Annotated in this window: 16 protein-coding genes and 1 pseudogene; 13 read left to right on the top strand and 4 right to left on the bottom strand. The window is 46.9% G+C overall.

Annotated features, from left to right (window positions below; translation table 11 throughout):
* Positions 1 to 83 precede the first annotated feature (83 nt).
* The 8 genes and pseudogenes from DXA36_RS01435 (at position 84) to DXA36_RS01475 (ending at position 9,731) form a co-directional block, all read left to right on the top strand.
* Positions 84 to 1,076 (top strand): alpha/beta hydrolase, encoded by a 993-nt coding sequence (locus DXA36_RS01435; RefSeq protein WP_118675889.1) that lies wholly within the window; start codon positions 84 to 86, stop codon positions 1,074 to 1,076.
* Between the two features lie 4 nt (positions 1,077 to 1,080).
* Complete coding sequence (locus DXA36_RS01440) at positions 1,081 to 1,446, top strand: flavodoxin family protein (RefSeq protein ID WP_118675890.1); 366 nt, start codon at positions 1,081 to 1,083, stop codon at positions 1,444 to 1,446.
* Between the two features lie 87 nt (positions 1,447 to 1,533).
* The gene (locus tag DXA36_RS01445) at positions 1,534 to 3,051 is read left to right on the top strand and encodes an aldo/keto reductase (RefSeq protein WP_243114542.1); all 1,518 of its coding nucleotides are present in this window, start codon (positions 1,534 to 1,536) and stop codon (positions 3,049 to 3,051) included.
* A gap of 258 nt (positions 3,052 to 3,309) precedes the next feature.
* Positions 3,310 to 4,404, top strand: a complete 1,095-nt coding sequence (locus DXA36_RS01450) for an aldo/keto reductase (protein ID WP_118675891.1) — start codon at positions 3,310 to 3,312, stop codon at positions 4,402 to 4,404.
* A 141-nt stretch (positions 4,405 to 4,545) separates the two neighbouring features.
* Positions 4,546 to 5,163 (top strand): HAD family hydrolase, encoded by a 618-nt coding sequence (locus DXA36_RS01455; RefSeq protein ID WP_118675892.1) that lies wholly within the window; start codon positions 4,546 to 4,548, stop codon positions 5,161 to 5,163.
* A gap of 959 nt (positions 5,164 to 6,122) precedes the next feature.
* On the top strand, positions 6,123 to 7,586 hold the full coding sequence (ltrA, locus tag DXA36_RS01460) for a group II intron reverse transcriptase/maturase (RefSeq protein WP_118675893.1): 1,464 nt from the start codon (positions 6,123 to 6,125) through the stop codon (positions 7,584 to 7,586).
* A 150-nt stretch (positions 7,587 to 7,736) separates the two neighbouring features.
* Positions 7,737 to 8,071: pseudogene (locus DXA36_RS01465) on the top strand (group II intron reverse transcriptase/maturase); the annotation flags it as partial.
* 553 nt (positions 8,072 to 8,624) lie between these two features.
* Positions 8,625 to 9,731 carry an SH3 domain-containing protein gene (locus DXA36_RS01475; protein WP_118675894.1) on the top strand — a complete coding sequence of 369 codons (1,107 nt, stop codon included), beginning with the start codon at positions 8,625 to 8,627 and terminating at the stop codon, positions 9,729 to 9,731.
* Between the two features lie 105 nt (positions 9,732 to 9,836).
* Here the strand turns inward: DXA36_RS01475 and DXA36_RS01480 are convergent, their stop codons facing one another.
* Together DXA36_RS01480 and DXA36_RS01485 are read right to left on the bottom strand one after the other, a co-directional pair.
* Positions 9,837 to 10,082: a GlsB/YeaQ/YmgE family stress response membrane protein gene (locus tag DXA36_RS01480; RefSeq protein WP_118675895.1), complete on the bottom strand. Its 246-nt coding sequence runs from the start codon at positions 10,080 to 10,082 to the stop codon at positions 9,837 to 9,839.
* 76 nt (positions 10,083 to 10,158) lie between these two features.
* A complete protein-coding gene (locus tag DXA36_RS01485; protein ID WP_118675896.1) occupies positions 10,159 to 11,877 on the bottom strand; it encodes a glycoside hydrolase domain-containing protein in 1,719 nt (572 codons plus the stop codon).
* 398 nt (positions 11,878 to 12,275) lie between these two features.
* On the opposite strand from DXA36_RS01485, the gene DXA36_RS01490 reads away from it, so the two are divergent.
* On the top strand, positions 12,276 to 13,115 hold the full coding sequence (locus DXA36_RS01490; protein ID WP_118675897.1) for an HAD hydrolase-like protein: 840 nt from the start codon (positions 12,276 to 12,278) through the stop codon (positions 13,113 to 13,115).
* An 8-nt stretch (positions 13,116 to 13,123) separates the two neighbouring features.
* Positions 13,124 to 14,821, top strand: coding sequence for a glycoside hydrolase family 3 protein (locus tag DXA36_RS01495; protein ID WP_118675898.1), 1,698 nt, complete (start codon positions 13,124 to 13,126; stop codon positions 14,819 to 14,821).
* Between the two features lie 66 nt (positions 14,822 to 14,887).
* Here the strand turns inward: DXA36_RS01495 and DXA36_RS01500 are convergent, their stop codons facing one another.
* Both DXA36_RS01500 and DXA36_RS01505 read right to left on the bottom strand, forming a co-directional pair.
* Positions 14,888 to 15,721, bottom strand: coding sequence for an ABC transporter permease (locus DXA36_RS01500; protein ID WP_118675899.1), 834 nt, complete (start codon positions 15,719 to 15,721; stop codon positions 14,888 to 14,890).
* Complete coding sequence (locus DXA36_RS01505; protein ID WP_118675900.1) at positions 15,711 to 16,481, bottom strand: ABC transporter ATP-binding protein; 771 nt, start codon at positions 16,479 to 16,481, stop codon at positions 15,711 to 15,713. The genes DXA36_RS01500 and DXA36_RS01505 overlap by 11 nt, the downstream gene beginning before the upstream one ends.
* Positions 16,482 to 16,801: 320 nt before the next feature.
* Here DXA36_RS01505 and DXA36_RS01510 point away from each other — a divergent pair, with 320 nt between their 5' ends.
* From DXA36_RS01510 to asd, 3 genes are all read left to right on the top strand, one after another.
* Complete coding sequence (locus DXA36_RS01510) at positions 16,802 to 17,554, top strand: CPBP family intramembrane glutamic endopeptidase (protein ID WP_182478872.1); 753 nt, start codon at positions 16,802 to 16,804, stop codon at positions 17,552 to 17,554.
* A 218-nt stretch (positions 17,555 to 17,772) separates the two neighbouring features.
* Positions 17,773 to 19,203, top strand: coding sequence for an argininosuccinate lyase (gene argH, locus DXA36_RS01515; RefSeq protein ID WP_118675902.1), 1,431 nt, complete (start codon positions 17,773 to 17,775; stop codon positions 19,201 to 19,203).
* A 97-nt stretch (positions 19,204 to 19,300) separates the two neighbouring features.
* Positions 19,301 to 20,386 (top strand): aspartate-semialdehyde dehydrogenase, encoded by a 1,086-nt coding sequence (gene asd, locus DXA36_RS01520; RefSeq protein ID WP_118675903.1) that lies wholly within the window; start codon positions 19,301 to 19,303, stop codon positions 20,384 to 20,386.
* Positions 20,387 to 20,396: the final 10 nt, after the last annotated feature.

Here is a 20,396-nt window from a genome sequence, read left to right on the forward strand (position 1 = left end):
ATATAAAGTATAGCCATTAGCAGCTCAAAAATCAAGAAAGTATAATAAAGACACAACAAGTAGAGAAAGGATGAGAATATAAAATGAGGAAACTTAAATTAACAAACGAATGGGACAAAACATTTCCTCTAAGTGAAAAGGTGAACCATCGCAAGGTGACGTTCCATAACCGTTACGGTATTACACTGGCGGCAGATCTCTATGAACCTAAAGCGGCATTTGGGGAACTGGCGGCGATTGCGGTATGCGGACCATTTGGCGCGGTTAAGGAACAGGCGGCTGGCCTGTATGCTCAGACCATGGCAGAGCGCGGTTTTCTCACGATTGCATTTGACCCCTCCTATACTGGTGAAAGCGGCGGGGAACCCCGGTATATGGCTTCACCGGACATTAACACCGAAGATTATCAGGCGGCGGTAGATTTCCTTTCTGTTCAGGACAATGTTGACCCGGAAAAAATCGGCATTATTGGTATCTGCGGATGGGGCGGTCTGGCTCTGAATGCAGCTGCATTGGATACCCGTATTAAGGTGACAGTAGCCTCCACGATGTATGATATGTCCCGTGTCAATGCTAACGGTTATTTTGATGCGGTGGATTCTGCTGATGCCAGATATACGAAAAAAGCGGCCATGAATGCGAGGCGGACTGCCGATTATGAAAATGACAGCTATGCTCTGGGCGGCGGTGTTGTTGACCCGCTCCCCAATGATGCCCCTTTTTTCGTGACAGATTATCACGACTATTACAAAACCGGGCGCGGATATCATAAACGCTCCTTAAATTCCAACGGAGGATGGAATCAGATTGGATGTATGTCATTTATGAACCAGCCGATTTTACGGTACAGTAATGAAATCCGCAGCGCTGTATTGGTAATTCATGGGGAGAAGGCCCATTCCTGCTATTTCAGCCGTGATGCGTATGCGGCTATGGTAAAGGATAACCTTTACACGTATAATAAGGAATTGCTGATGATTCCGGATGCCGTTCATACGGACCTGTACGATGGTGGCGGAAAAGATGCCATTCCATTTGATAAAATCCAGACATTCTTCATGGAATATCTGAAATAAGCGGATAGTCAATAAATGGCTGGCGAGAACTGAAACAGCGGACGGCTTTGTATTTGAAACGCCTGTATCTTACGGGCATCCCGGCGGATGTATTCAATCAGTGCTTGACCGGATGTTTTACGCCCGGACAGATTTATTTGAACATAAGCCGGAAGCCGCAGTTGCGTCGGCCCGAAGGGGCGGGACGACGGCAGCATTGGAGGCGCTGAACAAGTATCTGACGATTGCACAGATGGCCGTACCTGGTTCTACTTATTGGAACATGGTTCACGGCACGACACCGGAAGAGGTGCGTCAGGATTTAGGGGATGCAGATCATGTAGAGCTGCCACAGGCGGAAAGAACCTATACGACGAATTTTATCAGATAAATTCGTGGATGGGAAGAAGTAGTATCATAGGTAAATCTGTAACAAAGTAGTTGAGAAGCAACGAGCCTGCAATAGGAGGTGAAAGCCATGTTAAAACAAATATTAGCTTTTTTTCTTACCGCTACTATGGTAATAACATTAACTGCTTGTGATGTAAATTCTTATGGGCAGTCTGCAAACTCTGACGAATCATTTTCAGAAGCGGAATTTTATGACAGTCAAGATAAGACGGAGGGGGAAATCATCAGTGACCAATTTGAGACAGAGGAGGATCGTAAAGTGTTAACAGTTTATTTCTCCTGTTCAGGTACTACGGAGCAATTAGCACAGTATGTGTCTGCTATTTTAGGGGCGGATCTGTATAAAATTACACCAGAAGAACCTTATAGTGAACAAGACCTGGCTTATTATACAAATGGACGGGCAGACAAAGAGCAAGCCGATGCTTCCATACGGCCTGCAATTTCCAGCAGCGTTGAAAATATGGGGCAATATGATATTGTACTGATTGGCTATCCGATTTGGCATGGGCAGGCTCCGAGAATTATTAGTACCTTTTTGGAAAGCTATGATTTTTCGGGGAAAATGATTGTTCCATTCTGCACTTCCCATAGCAGTGGAATTGGTACCAGCGATACGGATCTGCATAATTTGGCTGAGACAGCAAACTGGCTGGCCGGACAAAGGTTTTCAGGAGATACTACGAAAGGCGAGATTGCAGAGTGGATTGACGATATTGAACTGCTTCAGAAAGAAGGTATGGTTTCACACGTCCGGAAGTTTGATTTTGAGAGCCAAACAGTGATGTTAAACAGTGGTTATGAGATGCCGATTAATGGTTTGGGGACATATAGCCTTCACGGTGACGAGTGTATTGATTCTGTAAAATCTGCTTTGTCAAATGGCGTGCGACTTATTGATACTGCGTCTGTTTACGGAAATGAGGAGGAAGTCGGCCAGGCTGTCCGGGAGGCAATCGATGAAGGAATCATCAGGCGTGAGGATATTTTTGTTACCACAAAAATCTATCCGGGCAGTGAGATGGAAAACCCGGAGCAGTCTGTTCAGTCGTGTTTGGATCGGCTGAACATTGATTATGTGGATATGATGCTCTTACATCATCCTGACGGCAATGATGTAAAGGCATATAAAGCGATGGAGCAGTTTGTGAAGGACGGGAAAATCCGATCTATTGGATTATCCAACTGGTATGTAGAAGAACTGACGGAATTTCTGCCACAGGTTGATACGGTGCCGGCACTAGTTCAGAATGAAATCCATCCCTATTATCAGGAGAATGATGTAATCCCATTCATTCAGGATTTAGGTATTGTGGTGCAGGGCTGGTATCCACTTGGCGGCAGAGGACATACAACGGAATTGCTTGGCGATGAGGTGATAACTCAAATTGCAGAAGTACATGGAAAATCTTCGGCACAGGTAATACTGCGTTGGAACCTGCAGAAAGGCGTAGTGGTTATTCCAGGTTCCAGCAATCCGGATCATATTCGTGAGAATACAGAATTATTTGATTTTGAACTGTCGGAGGATGAGATGAATCAAATGAATGCGCTGGATCGTGGTGAAAAGCATGATTGGTATTGAAACAGTAAATGGAATATAATACCTACTTTTTATATTTCGCAAGCCAACTTGCCATCCGGGCCTTCTTTTTTGGTATGAATTTTTTCTGTTCCGGCGGCAATGGCAGTCTCATAAAGTTGCTTTAATAACGGAGCAGCAGGAGGGATGGGAATTGCGGCAGCAAAGAAATTCGCAGAATAGGGTGCAGCAGTAGTGCTTTCCAAAGAGGATGTATGGAACATGCTGATCCAGGCAATATGACGGAAAGGTGGTATTTGTATGAAATATCGAAAATTATCTCACGGGGAAGAACAAATAAGCATTATCGGTATGGGTGCTTCTGTAATCGGTGAACAGCCTGATAAGAAGATTATCGAAATGGTACAGTTTGCATTGGATGCGGGAATCAATTATTTTGACTTGGCCGGCGGACACGCAAGTATTTTTACGGCATATGGGAGAGCCTTAGAGGGGCGAAGAAAAGAGGCCATGCTGCAAGTGCATTTTGGGGCAAACTATGTAACCGGCGAATATGGATGGACAACCAATCTGAGTACGGTCAAAAAATCCATTGACTGGCAGCTTAAAAATCTGAGAACAGATTATATTGATTTTGGATTTATCCATTGTCTTGATGAAGAGACGGACCTGATTACTTATGAAAGGAACGGTGTGCTTAGATTTATCATGGACTTAAAGGCACAGGGAGTAGTAAAGCATATCGGTCTTTCAACCCACGCTCCGGAACTTGCAAACAGGGTGCTGGACAAGAATATTCTCGATATGCTGATGTTTTCCATCAATCCAATGTATGATTATGGGCAGGGAGACTTCGCAATCGGAAGCGATGGTGAAAGGCAGAAGCTTTACGGGCGATGCGAAAAGGAGGGAGTTGGCATCTCTGTTATGAAACCATTTAATGCGGGGCAGCTCCTGGATGCAAAAAAATCCCCCTTCCATCAGGCGTTGACTACAGCACAGTGTATCCAGTATGCACTTGATAAACCGGGCGTTTTGACTGTATTGGGCGGTCCAGGTAATGTAAAGCAGCTGAAAGAAATTCTTTCTTACCTAGATGCATCGGAGGAAGAACGCGACTATTCTATCATTAGTACGCTTACACCCGATGAGTCAGTTGGAAAATGTGTTTATTGTAAGCATTGTCACCCGTGTCCTGCAGGTCTTGACATCGGACTTATCAATAAATATTATGACTTGGCGCTGTTAGGAGACACCTTGGCAAAGGAACATTATTTGACATTAGAAAAGACAGCATCTGACTGTATAGCCTGCGGACACTGCAATAAAAGATGCCCTTTTAAGGTACTACAGATGGAACAAATGGAAGAAATCAGGAAATACTTCGGGAAATAAGTTGATATAATTATAAGAAAATGTAAGTCCGAAAATGATCATACCGGGGAATTTGGGATAACGGTGGATAAGGTATCATCGGACAGCTACTTGGCCGGGAACAGATTTACAGTGCTGTTCGGAAATTGATAAGGAGTAAAAATGATAGAGAATATATCCTGGGTATTTTTCGACATTGGTTCAACTATTATCAACGAACAATTTGCATATGAGCATAGATTTAAAGAAATTGCCGAAGCTGCAAATATATCTTATTATAAAGTGTATCAAATGGTGATTAATTACTATAAGCAAAATAAAAAAGGTGATTTAGAAGTTGCCAGGGCATTAGATGTTACCCTATCAAAATGGCATAGTGAAGACGAAGTGTTATATGAAAATGCCTCCCAATGTTTGGAAATAATAAAGAAAAAATATAAGATTGGTATTATTGCAAACCAACCATTTGGCACAGTAGAACGTTTAGAGAAACATGGGATATTACAGCACATTGATTTAGTGATTGCATCTGCCGAAGAGGGAGTTGCAAAACCAGATAAGCGGATATTTGAAACGGCATTAGAACGTAGCGGATGTAAATCTGAAAACGCAATAATGATTGGAGATAGAATTGACAATGACATCGTTCCGGCAAAAAGTTTGGGTTTTCATACTATTTGGATAAAGCAGGGGTTTGGACAGTATTGGAAGGTGACATGTGAGCAAGAAAAACCTGATTATACGGTAACCTGTTTATCGGATATAATTTTAATCCTTTAAAACAACTTCCGTTTCTTAAAGAGAAAGCATGATTATTTATTTCTTCTAAACTTTTGCAATTGAATATTCGTCTTTCATCGTTTGCGGCCCATCAAGCAGTAAGTCTTTCCTAAAGATTTGCTGCTTTTTTTATGTGTGCGCCTGGCGGCGCCCGTTTCTAACGGGTGTAAGCCCCGAATCCGCCCGGCAGTGGAAAGGATATAGCCGAAGCCCAATAACTGCACGGAATCACGGGGGATAAATGTGGCAGATGGATGGAGAGAAAGAAACGTGTGGTACCCAGGGAGGTCTGCAAGGAATGCTCTGAAAGGGGCAACCGCTGCTGGAAGGCAGCGCTGAACTTGCAGAAGTCAGCAGAGGCCATAGTGTGCGACTTGAAAGTCGCTGTTTGGATTGTGCAATAAGCACTGCCACTTCCATTTCGTGGTATTTCTACCGCATAGTGCCCAGTAAGCAATGAACGGTGCGGAGCAGCGGGACAAAGTGAGAAAGACGGTAGCCATAACCGTCCTATTGCGAGAAAAAAATGTGCATGGCTAACATATGTGAACTGTTGTAAGGGCCGTCAGTCGTGTGAAAGGTGAAAGATTGGCTGATACACCTTGGCTAAAAGAGCACGGAGCCGGGGGTATGGTAATTACTATGGTACTATATCGAAATGGACAGAGCGCTCCCGGTCTATAGACAGAACCTAAACACATTAGAATTATTCAGGCAGCGGAACAAGGTAAACCCTATACGCTCCCATTGGGTAGGCAAATCATAAGAGATGCACAATGCGTAGAGGGCAGAGGATACCGGAAAAAGCGAAAGCCAGGGTGTAATGCCTAGGATAGGGATTCAAGATTTGTCCCACCCGAAAGGGGAGCAGACTTCCGGTGCGTATCGATTACATGAAAGATTTGGAATCTGTGTATGTACCAGGTTCAAAGACACGAAAGTGAGGACAGTACAGACGAATGAAACTGCAATGGAAAGGGATAGATTGGAAACAGGCAGAGGAAAACGTTAACAGGCTACAAATCAGGATTGTAAAGGCAACATTGGAACAAAAGTGGAGGTTGGTAAAGAGGCTACAATACCTTGTGACACATTCATTTTATGCGAAAGCCTTGGCGGTAAGGAGGGTAAGCACAAATAAAGGGAAAAAGACACCAGGAATTGACGGCGTCGTGTGGAGTACGGACAGAGAAAAGATAGAGGCAGTAATGCGGTTGAACCCTCAGACATACCATGCATCGGCTCTGAAACGGGTGTACATCGAGAAATTTGGCAAGAAAGAGAAACGTCCGCTGGGAATACCAACAATGAAAGACCGGTCAATGCAGGCATTACAGCTCCTGGCACTGGAACCAGTGGCAGAGACCACGGCAGACAGGATTTCGTTCGGATTCAGGAAATACCGGAGCCCGGAAGATGCAAGAGAATACGCATTCAGTGTTCTGAGCAGGAAAGATTCAGCGCAATGGATACTGGAAGGCGATATAAAAAGCTGCTTTGACAAGATAAGCCATCAATGGATAGCAGACAACATTCCAACGGACAAAAGAATCCTGAAAGAGTTCCTGAAGTGCGGCTATGTAGAAAAAGGGAGGCTATACCCTACAGAGGAGGGGTCACCACAAGGCGGAGTCATTTCACCAACTTATGCAAACATGGTGTTAGACGGACTTGAGCCGATGATACTGGGAGTGTATTGGGCAAGTAAGAAAGGAACGGTAAGTGTTAAGAATAACCGGAATAAGGTACATGTGGTCCGTTTTGCTGATGACTTCATAGTGACAGCCGCTAATAAGAAAGCACTAGAGGAAATCCGGGAGATGATAAGCGATTTTCTGGTGCCAAGAGGTTTGAAACTGTCGGAAGAGAAGACACTGATAACCCACATAGATGACGGATTCGATTTCCTGGGGTGGAACTTTAGAAAGTATAAAGGAAAACTGATAATAAAACCATCGAGGAAATCAGTTGAGAAAGTGACAAAGGCAATCAGCTGTATTATAAAAGATAACCACACTGCCCCACAGGAAATGCTAATCCGCAAGTTAAACGAAGTCACAAAAGGATGGGCAGATTACCACCATTCAGCATGTGCAAAAAGCACATATGGGAAACTTGACCACCGGATATGGGAAATGCTATGGAAATGGGCAAAAAGGAGACACCCAAACAAAGGAAAACACTGGATAAAGGAGCGATACTGGAAAACCCATAAAGGGAGAAAGTGGAGCTTTATGACAGAAAAGAATATCTTGTTCTTAATGAGTGATATGCCAATCGTACGAAAAGGACAAATAGCAATGAACAAAAACCCGTTTCTGGAGAAAGCGTACTATGAAGAGAGGTCAAGAAGGCACCGATATAATCGAAAGAAGGCAATAAGTTCCAATAGAGCCGCGCAAATAGGATACTATGCGTTATAGATACGTGAGCGGAATGCGGTGAAAGCTGCACGTTCCGTTCTTTGGGGAGGGAGAGACCGCAAGGAATCCCCCTTACCCGACAGCTGTTTTTTTAGTAAAGGGCCGAATCAATAGGAGTCTTTAGTACGACTTGGAAAGGGGGAATGAGCGATGGGTGCAGAAAACACGGAAAGCTGCTCACAAAGAGATAGCGCGGAACGCAAAGGGTATGTGAGAGCGCACCGCTCGTTCAACCGGATATGGAAGGTAAGGGACAGTGCGGAGCCAGATATCTTGAGTAAGATACTGGATAAGGATAACCTGAACAGGGCTTACAAGAGAGTGAAGGCAAACAAAGGAGCGCCGGGAATAGATGGAATGACCATCGAAGAAGCGCTATCATGGCTGAAGGAACACAGCCACGAACTCGTAGAGAGAATCAGGAAAGGGAAATACGGCCCATCTCCTGTAGGAGGGTGGAAATCCCGAAGCTGGAAGGTGGATTAACGGTATACACACTTTTACATACCGTTAAAACCAGTATTTAAGCTGTGTGGCAGGGTAGGGTTACATTTTATAGACCGAACCCACGAGCAACCTTGACAGCCTCAACGAAGCGGTGAACCTGAAATCTCTTTCAAAAAACGTCAGGATAAAACGGTGGTTCTGGTTTCCCACAGACAGTCCACCATGCGTTTAGCCGATGTTGTTTATTCCGTGGAACAGAGGAGGGTGAGTTGATGAGAATAAAAAAGACTGTTGTTTTTGGTAACAGGCGGCATTTGCCTGGTGCTTGGAAGTGTGGGTATGCTACCTTGTTTATTTCCTGGCGGGGGTGAAAACAATCCGGGAAAATCAGGAAAGCGAAGCGGCCCTGTAAAGGTAGCCGCTTCCTGGAAACCGTAGCTATTTACCGGTAAGTTACGATTCATGAAACCTTCATAATATCTTAAGCTTTCCTTATATGGACAACGAATACGGCATATGCTATGATTAACTGCATGGGATTTGTTTGCTGTGGCCCGGAAAAGGCCGGAAACGTTTACAAAGGAAGCAGTTATGGATGATAAAAAAAGAACATCAGGAAATCATAGAAGAAAAAAGAAAAAACACAGTTATGGGGCAGCGATGTACCCGACCCTTGCCGTGAGATGGATTAAGAAAAATAAGACAATGTCTATAGCCCTGGCGGCGCTGTTGATAGTGGTGGCAGGTACCGGTATTCTGGTAGGCTGGGGAATGGGAAAAGGCAGGACGCAGAAGACGGCGGGGGAAACACAGGAAGCTATGGCGGGTTCGGTTACACCTGCGGAGGAAACGGGAGAGCAGCAGGAGAGCGCTGCGGCCCCTTTGCTGGAAAATGAATACCCGGAGGTCAATGAGCTGATTACCAAGTACCATCAGGCGCTGCAGTCGGATGATATGGAAACCATAAAGACACTGTTGGATTATGCGGAGGACAAGGAACTGCTTCGTATGCAGGAGAACGGTTCTCATATTGAATCCTATAACAATATTGTTTGTTATACCAAACCGGGCCTGGATGCGGACAGCTATGTGGTATATGCCTGTTATGATGTGAAGTTCATCGGATTTGATACCCTGGTGCCCGGGCTGACCCCGTTTTATGTCAGCCGCGAGGACGACGGGACGTATTATATCCGGGACTGGGAGCATAACCCGGAAGAGGCGGCCTATGCCAATGAGGTGACTGCACAGGAGGATGTGGCGGCTCTGTATGAGCGCATTAAGAATGAATCTGCACAGATACTGGAAGGAGATGAAGCCCTTTCCCAATATCTGTCCAGCTATCTTAACGATATGATGGTAGCGGTTGGAGAAGCGCTGAAGGAGCAGGAGAACACGCCGGAAACCACGGAGGTACCTGCAGAAAGTACGGCATCTGCGGAAAGTGAAAGCCAACAGGCACAGGAGCCTTCCCAGCCTTCACAGCCCGCCCCTGTTGCGGCAAAGGTCCCCAACAGTGGGGAATTCACGGTATCGGAAACCGTAAATGTCAGAAAGAGCGCGAATGAGAATTCGGAAAGAATCGGTGTCTGCTATTCCGGTGAAAAGCTGGAAATACTCATGAAACAGGCAGACGGCTGGACCAGGGTCAAGTTCAACGGCCAGACAGGGTATGTGAAATCAGATGTTTTGAAATAATAACGTAACAGTTACCTGATAGAAGGATAAAAAACGGAAAAAGGAACCGCATGTCAGCGATGACATGCGGTTCCTCTGCGTTACTTATCAAGATAATCGTGCTTCTCAGCTCCGGCCGAATAACTTCTTGCCGATAAAAATAAAAAGACATGCGCCGATTACAGAAACAATCAGGTTTGCAAAAAAACCGCTGGCATAAAAACCGACCAGACGGAACAGAAAGCTTCCGATCATTCCGCCCACAATTCCCGTAACGATGTTGCGCAGGGTACCGCCCTGTGTATTCATAATTTTACTGGCAATCCAGCCGGCGATAGCACCATATACAATAGATAAAATGAAAGATAACATTTACAGGCCTCCTTTATCGTGTGTCTGTTACTATCATATACATTTCCGTAAGAAAAAGCAATATAGATTCACGAAACTATTTTCCGTTTATCACTCGGTTTATTTCCCTGTTGCATTTTTCGCGTAGGGAGAGTAGCCAGGCGGCTTCGTGAGGATACTTACTGAAGGAGACAGGAGTTTCCAGTCCATCCTCCAGCATACGGAGAACACTTTCCCTGTCGGTCAGCTGTTCCAGAAGCTGCAGCGCCCTCATATCCTGCAGACCCTCCATAAGGACCTCTGCCCTGAGGGAAGCAACAGGGCCGTCCTCCCCCGGATATACCAGAAAGGCATCCCCGGAAGGAAACGCACAACCGGCATCGGTCACGCAATAGGGGTTGATGGAACGACGGGAAAGCATAGTATTCCAAAAATTAAATCCCCACTGAAGAAATCCCTGCATCTGGAATTTATAAAGCTGTATGCCCAGGATACGGTTCCTCTGAGACGGCATGCAGAAAAAGCGGTTTGCCACTTCCCGGTATTGACCGCAGCAATAATACGTCCACAGTCCCGGTACCTGATGTGCAAGAAAAGGCTCTATATGGTTATTACTGCATACAGGAATCCCTACAAGGCCCTGCTCGTAGAATTCATAATCAGACAGGGCATCCATGATAGGAAGACCGTCAATCTGAGACTCCAGAAGACTTTTGGCATACAGATAGGCAGGAATATGCTCTTTATTCGGTTCATCAGATACATGGAAATAGCAGCGTTCCTGTAACTGATGGCTGCGTATAAAATCCATAAGACAGGGCAGGAACGCTTCCAGGAATTCCCGGTACGCATCACTCGCCGCGTCGGTATCCCAGCCGAAAATCTGTTTGAGACATCCCTTTTCACTGGACGGAGATCCCGTCCGGGAAGTGGAGCAGCCATCTTTTTGCAAAGGAGAACCTTCCATAGCCATAATCTTTGGTGCATGCCCGGCTCCCCACTGGGTAAATAAATGGGAAAATTCCAGATAACAGATATGGCAGCGTTCGCATAGTGCCAGCCAGCGTTCCAGCTTTTCAAAGGAAAAGGTATAACCGTTCTCATCCCGATAAACGTCAATTAACTGTACCGTGGTGCGTTCTCCTCCCGGCGCCGTATCCAGAGGAGGCGTGAAAAGAGGGGTGAGGATCATATTGATACCGTACCGTGCGGCAGCTTCCATATATTGAAAGGTAAGCTCCCAGTATTCTTCACTGAAAACAGGGATTTTGTACCAGTCTGCAATGCAGTCCGTATGGAACCATTCCGTATGGATCAGGGTCTGCTCCGGAAGGAGGGCATTCAGACGTTCCAGCTGAAAGCCGCAGCAGCCCAAGACCGTACCGTCCTCTCCAAGGATGGAGACTGTCAGTTCATAGGAGCCGGCAGGAAGGGAGCATTCCGCAGGTACAGTGATCCACAGGCTTCTCCATTGTCCGGGAAGCAGAGTGATGTCCTCTGTGCCGGGATAAAGAGGATCCGGATACAGCCCGGGTGTATTGCGTAGAAGAAAATTGTCGCCGTCCGGGAAAATGGGAAGCTCACTGGGAGCAAGTCCTACCTGCCTTACGGTAACGGCACCGGCTAAGGAGCCGGATACAACTACCCGGGCATGAAAGGTAAGCGGTCCCTCCCAATAATACGCGGTCTGAAAGGAAAAACGTTCATTCAGAAGGCAGGAGGCCCCGGTGTATGCAGTCTGTGGATGGAACGGCTCATCCGGGAAAATTTTTTCCAGAGAACTGACGGTAAGTAAAGTGAGTTTGTGTTCGCTCATATGGTTTCCCCCTCGTATTGATTCATTATGGAACAAGGATAGCAAAAATCACGGAAAAACGCCATACTGCGGCTGAAAATGGAGCGAAAAGTGCAAAGAAAAGTGCCGATATGGATACCGGGAAAAAGACGCTTCCGGAGCTTCCTTTCTTCTGGTACTCCCACACGTTTGCTAAAGGCTGCCTGCGTACTCACAGGGCGTGCGGCCCGTGAGTTTTTTGAAGGTTAAAATAACTCGGACTGGAAAAAACGCAGCACTTCCCGTTCACAGATGTTGCCGCATGGTTTCGCGTAAAGCTTCCTGCAGAAACAATAAGGCACATATTTCCTTCCTTTCCGGGAAATATTAGAAAAAGGAATGGATCAAACCAGAATATCGGATATAGGAAAGGAGAGGGAATGGAATTTACCAGAAAGCACGATTACCTGATTTGTGTGGATTCGGACGGGTGCGCCATGGACACCATGGACAGCAAGCATATGCTTTGCTTTGGCCCCTGTATGGTAGAAGAATGGAATTTACAGCCGTGGCAGGATAAAATTCAGGAACAGTGGAATAAAACAAACCTCTATTCCATGAACAGAGGGATTAACCGTTTTCAGGGACTTGCGGTAGCGCTGGAAGAAGTGGATAACAGCTGCCGGCATATTCCGGGACTTGAAGCGTTGCTGGCATGGACGGCGTCTGCACCGGAGCTTTCCAACCAGGCGCTTGCAGGGGAAATTCCAAAATGGGGCGCAAAAGAAGGGCAGGCTTTAAAAAAAGCATTGTCCTGGTCGGAAAAGGTGAATGTAAAAATCAATGCACTGCCGAAGGAAATACTGCAGGCTTTTGACGGAGTGAAGGAAGCGCTGGAAGAGGCCAAAAAGCAAGCGGATGTGGCGGTGGTCTCCTCTGCCAATCGGAAAGCAGTAGAGGAAGAATGGGAGCGTTGCGGACTTCTTTCCTGTACAGATATTCTCCTGACACAGAATGACGGATCCAAGGCACACTGTATAAGCGAACTGCTGAAGCTGGGTTATGAAAAGACAAGGGTAATGATGATTGGCGATGCTCCCGGGGATGAAAAGGCGGCAGGGATCAATGGGATCCTTTTTTTCCCTGTTCTGGTGAAACGGGAAAGGAAATCCTGGGAAAAATTCAGGACAGCCGTGTTCCCGGCTTTTATCCGTGGGGAATGCGACGCAGGCATGCAGGATGGATGGACAGAAGAATTTCACAGCAATCTGAAAGGATAATACGGGATATGGTTGATTTAACAGGAAAGCCTTATTACCTCAAAGAAGAAGACATTAAATGGGTGGAAGAAACAATCAGAGGGATGTCCATTGAGGAAAAGATAGGGCAGCTTTTTGTATACATGGTCAAGAGCAGGGAGCCGGAGGACATGAAATCCGTTTTGGATCGGTTTCATGTAGGCGCAATCCGTTATCATAATGCCCCCAAAGAAGTGTTATATGAACAAAACCGTTTTCTACAGGAAAACAGCAAAATCCCGCTGCTCATTGCCTCCAATTGTGAAGCAGGGGGCAATGGAGGAATAGAAGGGGGAACCGCGGTGGCAAACGGCGCCGCCATTGCAGCTGCAGATTCCGAAGAGCTGGCTTATGAAATGTCCTGTGTAGGAGCTTCGGAAGCGGCGGCGGTAGGCTGCAACTGGAATTTTGCACCGGTGGTGGATCTCCTGTTTAACTGGAGGAATACCATTGTGCAGACAAGGGCCTTTAATGACAGTACGGAAGATACCATCCGTTATGCCAGGGCTTTTATGCGCGGTGCGGGGGAAAAGGGGCTGGTTACCTGCTGCAAGCATTTTCCGGGTGATGGCACAGAGGAAAATGACCAGCATCTGTTGATGGGCATAAATAATCTTTCCTGTGAGCAGTGGGACAGTACCTTTGGCCGGGTCTATAAGGAATTAATCGAAAATGGGGTGATGACCATCATGGCGGGCCATATAGCCATGCCAGCCTATCAGAGAAAATTCCGCCCGGAAACCAGGGCGGAGGAAATCCTTCCTGCCACTCTTTGTCCGGAGCTGATAACCGGATTATTAAAGGAAAAACTGAAATTCAACGGCCTGGTGGTGACGGATGCCTCCCATATGATAGGGATGACCGCTGCCATGCCGCGAAGGGAGCAGGTACCGCGGGCTATCGCCGCAGGCTGTGACTGCTTTCTGTTTTTTAATGACTGTGAAGAAGATTTCGGATATATGCTGGAAGGATACCGGAAGGGAATCCTTTCGGAAGAACGCCTGCAGGATGCCTTATATAGGATACTGGGGGTAAAAGCCGCTGCCGGTCTGCACCGTAAGCAGGCGGAAGGGAAGCTGATGCCGTCGGAAGAAGCGCTGGAGGTGGTGGGATGCAAGGAACACCAATGGATAGCCCGGAAAGCAGCAGACCGGTTTATTACATTGGTTAAGGATACCGGGCATAGCCTTCCTCTTACAATCCAAAAGGCCAAAAGACTGAAGCTGGTATTTATCGGCGGGGAAGGGATGGTGGTTGCTGGGAAACTGATAAAGGACAACAGTGAAGAGGTGAAAAAGAACCTGATCCGCCTTCTGGAGGAGAAGGGTTTTGAAGTGGACGGGCAGACTCCTGCAGAAAAGGGAAAGATGGAGGAATTCCGGGCACGCTATGATGCCTGTATCGTAGCCCTGCATGTCACAGGTTTTGCCCAATATAATGCCATGCGTATCAAATGGGCGGCTCCGGCTGACCAGCCCTGGTATGTTTCCGAAATACCCACGGTTTTTCTTTCTCTTGGTTTTACCAACCACCTGATAGATGTGCCGATGGCAAAAACCTATATCAACGCATATATGGATACGGAAACGGTGATGCACGCCGCCATTGAAAAGATAATAGGGGAATCCAAATTCAAAGGTCGATACCAGGAAAATGTATTCTGCGGCAGGTGGGATACAGAAATCTGAAAAAATAAGTATTTCTAAAACACGGTTCCCCGTATGCTTTTCAGGGAGCCGTGTCTTTATTTGCCTTTATATTCTTTTTTTGCACCAATGCTCCAGCCACTGGATGATCTGGTAAAGCACCATGGCGATGACGCATAGAATTATAATGGAAGTAATTACCATATTGAGCTGGAATACCTGGCTTCCATATATGATCAGATAACCGAGCCCTCTTCTTGCCGCCAGGAATTCACCGATAATGACGCCAACCAGGGCCAGGCCGATATTTACCTTCATTGTACTCAGGATTATGGGAACGGAACCGGGCAGAACCACTTTGAACAGTGTTGTTCTCCGGTTGCCTCCCAGGGTATAAATGAGCTTGATTTTTTCTTCATCCACCTGGCGGAAGCCGGTATACAGATTGATGATAGCTCCGAATATGGCTACGGAGATACCGGCAACGATTATGGTATTCATCCCGGTACCCAGCCATACAATAAGCAGCGGCGCCAGGGCGGATTTGGGTAGGCTGTTAAGCACAACCAGATAAGGCTCCAGAATTTCCGTCAGCCGGGAAGAGTACCACAGCAGTGTCGCACAGATCATGCTGAAGGCAAACACCAGAAGGAAGCTGAGTATGGTTTCATAAAGGGTTACTCCGATATGCGTGAATAAGGAGTTCTTTTGCAGCATAGTAATAAAACAGGTAACGACTCTGCTGGGGCTGGAAAAGAAAAAAGAGTCAATGAGCTTAAAATCAGCACACAGCTCCCAGACAGCCAGGAATACAATAAGAATGAAGAAACGCATAAAGGTAACCATTCTGTGATGTCTTCTGTGATCCGCAACAAAACGCTCCTGGGCGGAGGCGGAAAGCTCTGCCGGAGTCATGTTTTTATTTGTTTTTTTATGATTCATCTGTCAGTTCCTCCCAAAGCTGATTAAAATAGTCCTTGAATTCAGGCGCATTCCTGGAAGCAAGCAGCGAGTCATCCTTAAGGGTGAGGTGGATAGGGATTTCCGCTTTTACCCGTGCGGGACGGTTGCTGAGTACAATGACCCTGTCAGCCAGGCTGACTGCTTCCGACAGGTCATGGGTAATCAATATTGCGGTTTTTCCGGCGGAACGTATGATACGGCAGATGTCCGCAGATACGGTAAGGCGTGTCTGGTAGTCAAGGGCACTGAAGGGTTCGTCAAGAAGAAGAATTTCCGGCTCCAGAGCCAGGGTACGCACGAGGGCTGCACGCTGTTTCAGGCCGCCGGATAATTCACTTGGCTTTTTATGAAGAAAGGGCGAAAGTCCGTAGTCATTTACCATAGAAAGGACATTTGCCTTTTTTTCCGGTGTCAGCTGTTTATTGATTTCCAGTCCAAGGGTAACGTTTTTATAGATATCCCTCCATTCGAACAGATGGTCATGCTGGAGCATGTAACCGATTCCCGGCTTCTTGTCATGAGGGTCTTTCGTATAAAAAGTAATATCGCCGGATTCAGGCTGCAGCAATCCGGCAATGAGGGAGAGAATCGTTGATTTTCCGCAGCCGCTGGGACCGACGATGGCCAGGAATTCTCCGGTTCGGACCGAAAAGGATATATTGTCGAGTGCTTTGATTTCCCCGTTCAGGCTATGATAGGAGAAAGCTATATTTTTCAATGAGAGTATGATGTCTTCCATGTCAATCCTCCAATCTGGCCGGAAAAGAAAATACCGGGTCCCATAGTGGCAATTCGGTTCCGGTCAGTTATATAACATATCATATGAATCCGGCGGGAATTTGTTCCTTGCCGGTATTTTTTCAGGGATGCCGGCATAAAATGATGACTTCGTGTTCGGCCGGTGAGGTATGGAAATCTTGTAATAAGGCGGTAAAGGGTGGTGCGGGACAGCGGAAAATGATAAAATAGAAATAACTGTAAAGATACGGAACCGTTAGAGACAGAAAAATGAGAAACCAATTGCGGACAGAATGACGTCGTGATATGAGGGGTGTGCTTATGCGGGGATGGAAGCTTGGATGGGAAATTCTGTGGCCTGTTTTATGGTATCTGGGGATAATGGCCGCGGCGGCTTTGGTATGTCCGGTGAAGTTTTCCGTGCTGGAGGTGGCAGGGCTGGCCGCGGCGGCGACTGCGCTGACGCTGCTGGCGGGGGAGCGGATATTCCGGGGAAGAGGGTTTCAGGAAATAATGCAGGGGGGCAGCAGGGCGCTGGGATATGGCTGGCTGCTGATACCGGCGGGAATTGCCGTATGTATTATGATGAATGGGCTGCTTGTGCTTTCCGGGCTGGAAAGTCCGTCAGGCATGTATGATGGAAGGGCGGATATGGTATATGGCAGCAAGGTATGGGAACAGCTCCTCATATCCTGTATCATGATTCCCTTTACGGAAGAACTGGTATTCCGTGAAATGGGATACGGAAAGCTGCGCAAGGAATGCAGAACGGCATTGGCGGCAGGAATTACGGCGTTGCTGTTTGGAATCTATCATTTTCAGCTGGTCCAGGGAATGTATGCTGTCTGCCTGGGGCTGCTTCTGGCTGTTGCTTATGAGAGGTGCGGCGGTCTGCCGGCGGCCTTTCTCGTACATGCGGTTTCCAATCTGACCTCCGTGGTCCTGGCGATGGAAGAGGACAGAAGCTGGCTCTGGGAGAAAAAGCTGTTTGTGGTTTCAGTGACTCTGGTTTCCGGCTTTCTTCTCGGCATGTGTGTCCGCCGGATGCGGAATGCCGACAGTAACAGATGCTGATGAACCGTTACGAAGAAACTTTCAGAAGAAACTTTATGTCAATAACTTTATTGCAATAAAGTTCATTTTATGGTAGTATCATTTTTAAATTGAAAATATAAGGTACTTTTTATCGAATCAAATACCCTGCAACAATCGCCGAATGGGTGCCGGGCGCATCCATTCGGCTCGTTGCTCGCGGGAATACAGGGCCGGTTTTTGGCGGAACGGAGGATATTATGGCACAGCTCTGGGGCGGACGTTTTACGAAGGAAACGGACAAGCTGGCATATCAGTTCAATGCGTCCATTCATTTTGACAAGCGTTTTTTTGAGCAGGATATTGAGGGAAGCATTGCCCATGCGGTGATGCTGGAAAAACAGCAGATTCTCACACAGGCGGAAAAGGATGCCATTGTAAAAGGACTTATCGGAATCCGGGAGGATGTGAAGGATGGCCGGCTGGTTATTACGGATGCGTATGAAGATATCCACAGCTTCGTGGAAGCTAATCTGATTGACCGTATCGGTGATGCAGGCAAGAAGCTGCACACGGGAAGAAGCCGGAATGATCAGGTCGCTCTGGATATGAAGTTATACATACGGCAGGAAATATTGGAAACGGATGCTTATTTGAAAGAGCTTCTGGAGACGCTTATCAGCCTGATGGAAGATAATCTGGAAACCTACATGCCCGGCTTTACCCATATGCAGAAGGCGCAGCCCACCACCCTGGCCCATCATTTGGGGGCTTATTTTGAAATGTTCAAGAGGGACCGGCTGCGGATGAAGGACATCTTTATGCGGATGAATTATTGTCCGCTGGGTGCGGGTGCGCTGGCGGGTACCACGTATCCCCTGGACAGAAGCTATACGGCTTCGCTGCTTGGTTTTGAAGGGCCGACCCTGAACAGTATGGATTCCGTATCCGACAGGGATTATCTCATTGAGCTATTGTCGGCTCTTTCCACTATTATGATGCATTTAAGCCGTTTTTCTGAAGAAATTATCACCTGGAATTCCAACGAATATCATTTTGTGGAAATAGATGATGCCTATTCCACAGGCAGCAGCATTATGCCCCAGAAGAAGAATCCGGATATTGCCGAGCTTACAAGGGGCAAGACCGGAAGGGTTTATGGTGCGCTCATTTCCATGCTCACTGCAATGAAGGGAATTCCTCTGGCATATAATAAGGATATGCAGGAAGACAAGGAAATGACCTTTGATGCCATTGATACGGTAAAAAGCTGTCTGGTTCTTTTTACCGGAATGGTGCGGACCATGCGTTTTCATAAAACCTATATGGAAAAAAGCGCTGTAAATGGTTTTACCAATGCCACGGATGCGGCGGATTATCTGGTGGGAAAGGGAGTCCCGTTCCGGGATGCCCATGGTATTATCGGCCGTCTGGTGCTGTACTGCATAGAAAAGAATACGGGTATTGATGCGCTAAGCCTGGAAGAGCTTAAAACGATCAGCCCTTGTTTTGAAGAGGATATTTATGAGGCGGTTTCCCTGAAAACCTGCGTGGAAAAAAGACTGACTCTCGGAGCGCCGGGGATGGAAGCCATGAAGGAAGTCATTGCAATAAATAAGGAATATCTGAAGGAAGAGTGGGAGCTTCAGCCCGGCATTCTCAAACAGCCGCTGGAGAAACAGGTTCTGTAATTATCTTTATTTAGAATACGCAAACTTCGCAGAGGGCCATTTGGCACCTGCGAAGTTTGCGTAGAATATAATTTTAAGAAAGATGAGGAGAGAAAAAATGAGTGAAAAACTGAAGGTTGGTATCTTAGGCGGAACCGGTATGGTAGGGCAGCGTTTTATATCCCTGCTGGAAAACCATCCCTGGTTTGAGGTGACCACGATTGCGGCAAGTCCCCGATCAGCCGGTAAAAGCTATGAAGAAGCGGTGGGCGGCAGATGGAAGATGACTTCCCCCATGCCGGAAGCAGTGAAAAAAATAACGGTTATGAATGTCAACGAAGTGGCTAAGGTTGCCGCCAAGGTGGACTTTGTTTTCAGTGCTGTGGATATGACCAAAGAAGAAATCAAGAAGATTGAAGAAGAGTATGCCAAAACGGAAACGCCTGTGGTTTCCAATAACAGTGCACACCGCTGGACGCCGGATGTCCCTATGGTGGTACCGGAAATCAATCCGGAGCACATGCAGGTTATTGAATTCCAGAAAAAGCGCCTCGGTACCACAAGGGGATTTGTGGCAGTAAAGCCTAACTGTTCAATCCAGAGCTATGCCCCCGTACTTACCGCATGGAAGGAGTTTGAGCCGACGGAGGTGGTTGCGACGACATACCAGGCGATCTCCGGAGCGGGCAAGACCTTTAAGGACTGGCCGGAAATGGTGGGAAATATCATTCCTTACATCGGCGGTGAAGAAGAGAAAAGCGAGAAGGAGCCGCTGCGTATCTGGGGTAAACTGGAAAACGGCGTGATCGTTCCCGCGGTATCTCCTGTTATTACCTGTCAGTGTGTACGTGTTCCGGTTCTCAACGGACATACGGCCGCTGTCTTTGTGAAGTTCAACAAAAAACCGACCAAAGAGCAGCTGATTGAAAAGCTGGTGAACTTTAAGGGTGTGCCTCAGGAGCTGGAGCTTCCCAGCGCCCCGAAGCAGTTTATCCAGTATCTGGAAGAAGATAACCGTCCGCAGGTGAGTATGGATGTGGATTATGAAAAAGGTATGGGAATTTCCGTAGGCCGTCTGAGAGAAGACACGGTTTATGACTGGAAGTTTATCGGACTTTCCCATAACACGGTCCGCGGAGCAGCAGGCGGCGCCGTTTTGTGTGCGGAACTGCTGAAAGCACAGGGCTATATTACTAAAAAATAAGTCCTGGTAA

This window comes from Eisenbergiella sp. OF01-20 (genome assembly GCF_003478085.1).
GTDB lineage: Bacteria > Bacillota > Clostridia > Lachnospirales > Lachnospiraceae > Eisenbergiella.

What these genes read in the sequence shown, in the direction of transcription:
- DXA36_RS01500 (WP_118675899.1), bottom strand. Translation starts at nt 15,721, where the DNA reads ATGAATCATAAAAAAACAAATAAAAACATGACTCCGGCAGAGCTTTCC.
- DXA36_RS01480 (WP_118675895.1), bottom strand. Translation starts at nt 10,082, where the DNA reads ATGTTATCTTTCATTTTATCTATTGTATATGGTGCTATCGCCGGCTGG.
- DXA36_RS01510 (WP_182478872.1), top strand. Translation starts at nt 16,802, where the DNA reads ATGCGGGGATGGAAGCTTGGATGGGAAATTCTGTGGCCTGTTTTATGG.
- DXA36_RS01455 (WP_118675892.1), top strand. Translation starts at nt 4,546, where the DNA reads ATGATAGAGAATATATCCTGGGTATTTTTCGACATTGGTTCAACTATT.
- DXA36_RS01475 (WP_118675894.1), top strand. Translation starts at nt 8,625, where the DNA reads ATGGATGATAAAAAAAGAACATCAGGAAATCATAGAAGAAAAAAGAAA.
- ltrA (WP_118675893.1), top strand. Translation starts at nt 6,123, where the DNA reads ATGAAACTGCAATGGAAAGGGATAGATTGGAAACAGGCAGAGGAAAAC.
- argH (WP_118675902.1), top strand. Translation starts at nt 17,773, where the DNA reads ATGGCACAGCTCTGGGGCGGACGTTTTACGAAGGAAACGGACAAGCTG.
- DXA36_RS01435 (WP_118675889.1), top strand. Translation starts at nt 84, where the DNA reads ATGAGGAAACTTAAATTAACAAACGAATGGGACAAAACATTTCCTCTA.
- DXA36_RS01495 (WP_118675898.1), top strand. Translation starts at nt 13,124, where the DNA reads ATGGTTGATTTAACAGGAAAGCCTTATTACCTCAAAGAAGAAGACATT.
- DXA36_RS01490 (WP_118675897.1), top strand. Translation starts at nt 12,276, where the DNA reads ATGGAATTTACCAGAAAGCACGATTACCTGATTTGTGTGGATTCGGAC.
- asd (WP_118675903.1), top strand. Translation starts at nt 19,301, where the DNA reads ATGAGTGAAAAACTGAAGGTTGGTATCTTAGGCGGAACCGGTATGGTA.
- DXA36_RS01450 (WP_118675891.1), top strand. Translation starts at nt 3,310, where the DNA reads ATGAAATATCGAAAATTATCTCACGGGGAAGAACAAATAAGCATTATC.
- DXA36_RS01505 (WP_118675900.1), bottom strand. Translation starts at nt 16,481, where the DNA reads ATGGAAGACATCATACTCTCATTGAAAAATATAGCTTTCTCCTATCAT.
- DXA36_RS01445 (WP_243114542.1), top strand. Translation starts at nt 1,534, where the DNA reads ATGTTAAAACAAATATTAGCTTTTTTTCTTACCGCTACTATGGTAATA.
- DXA36_RS01485 (WP_118675896.1), bottom strand. Translation starts at nt 11,877, where the DNA reads ATGAGCGAACACAAACTCACTTTACTTACCGTCAGTTCTCTGGAAAAA.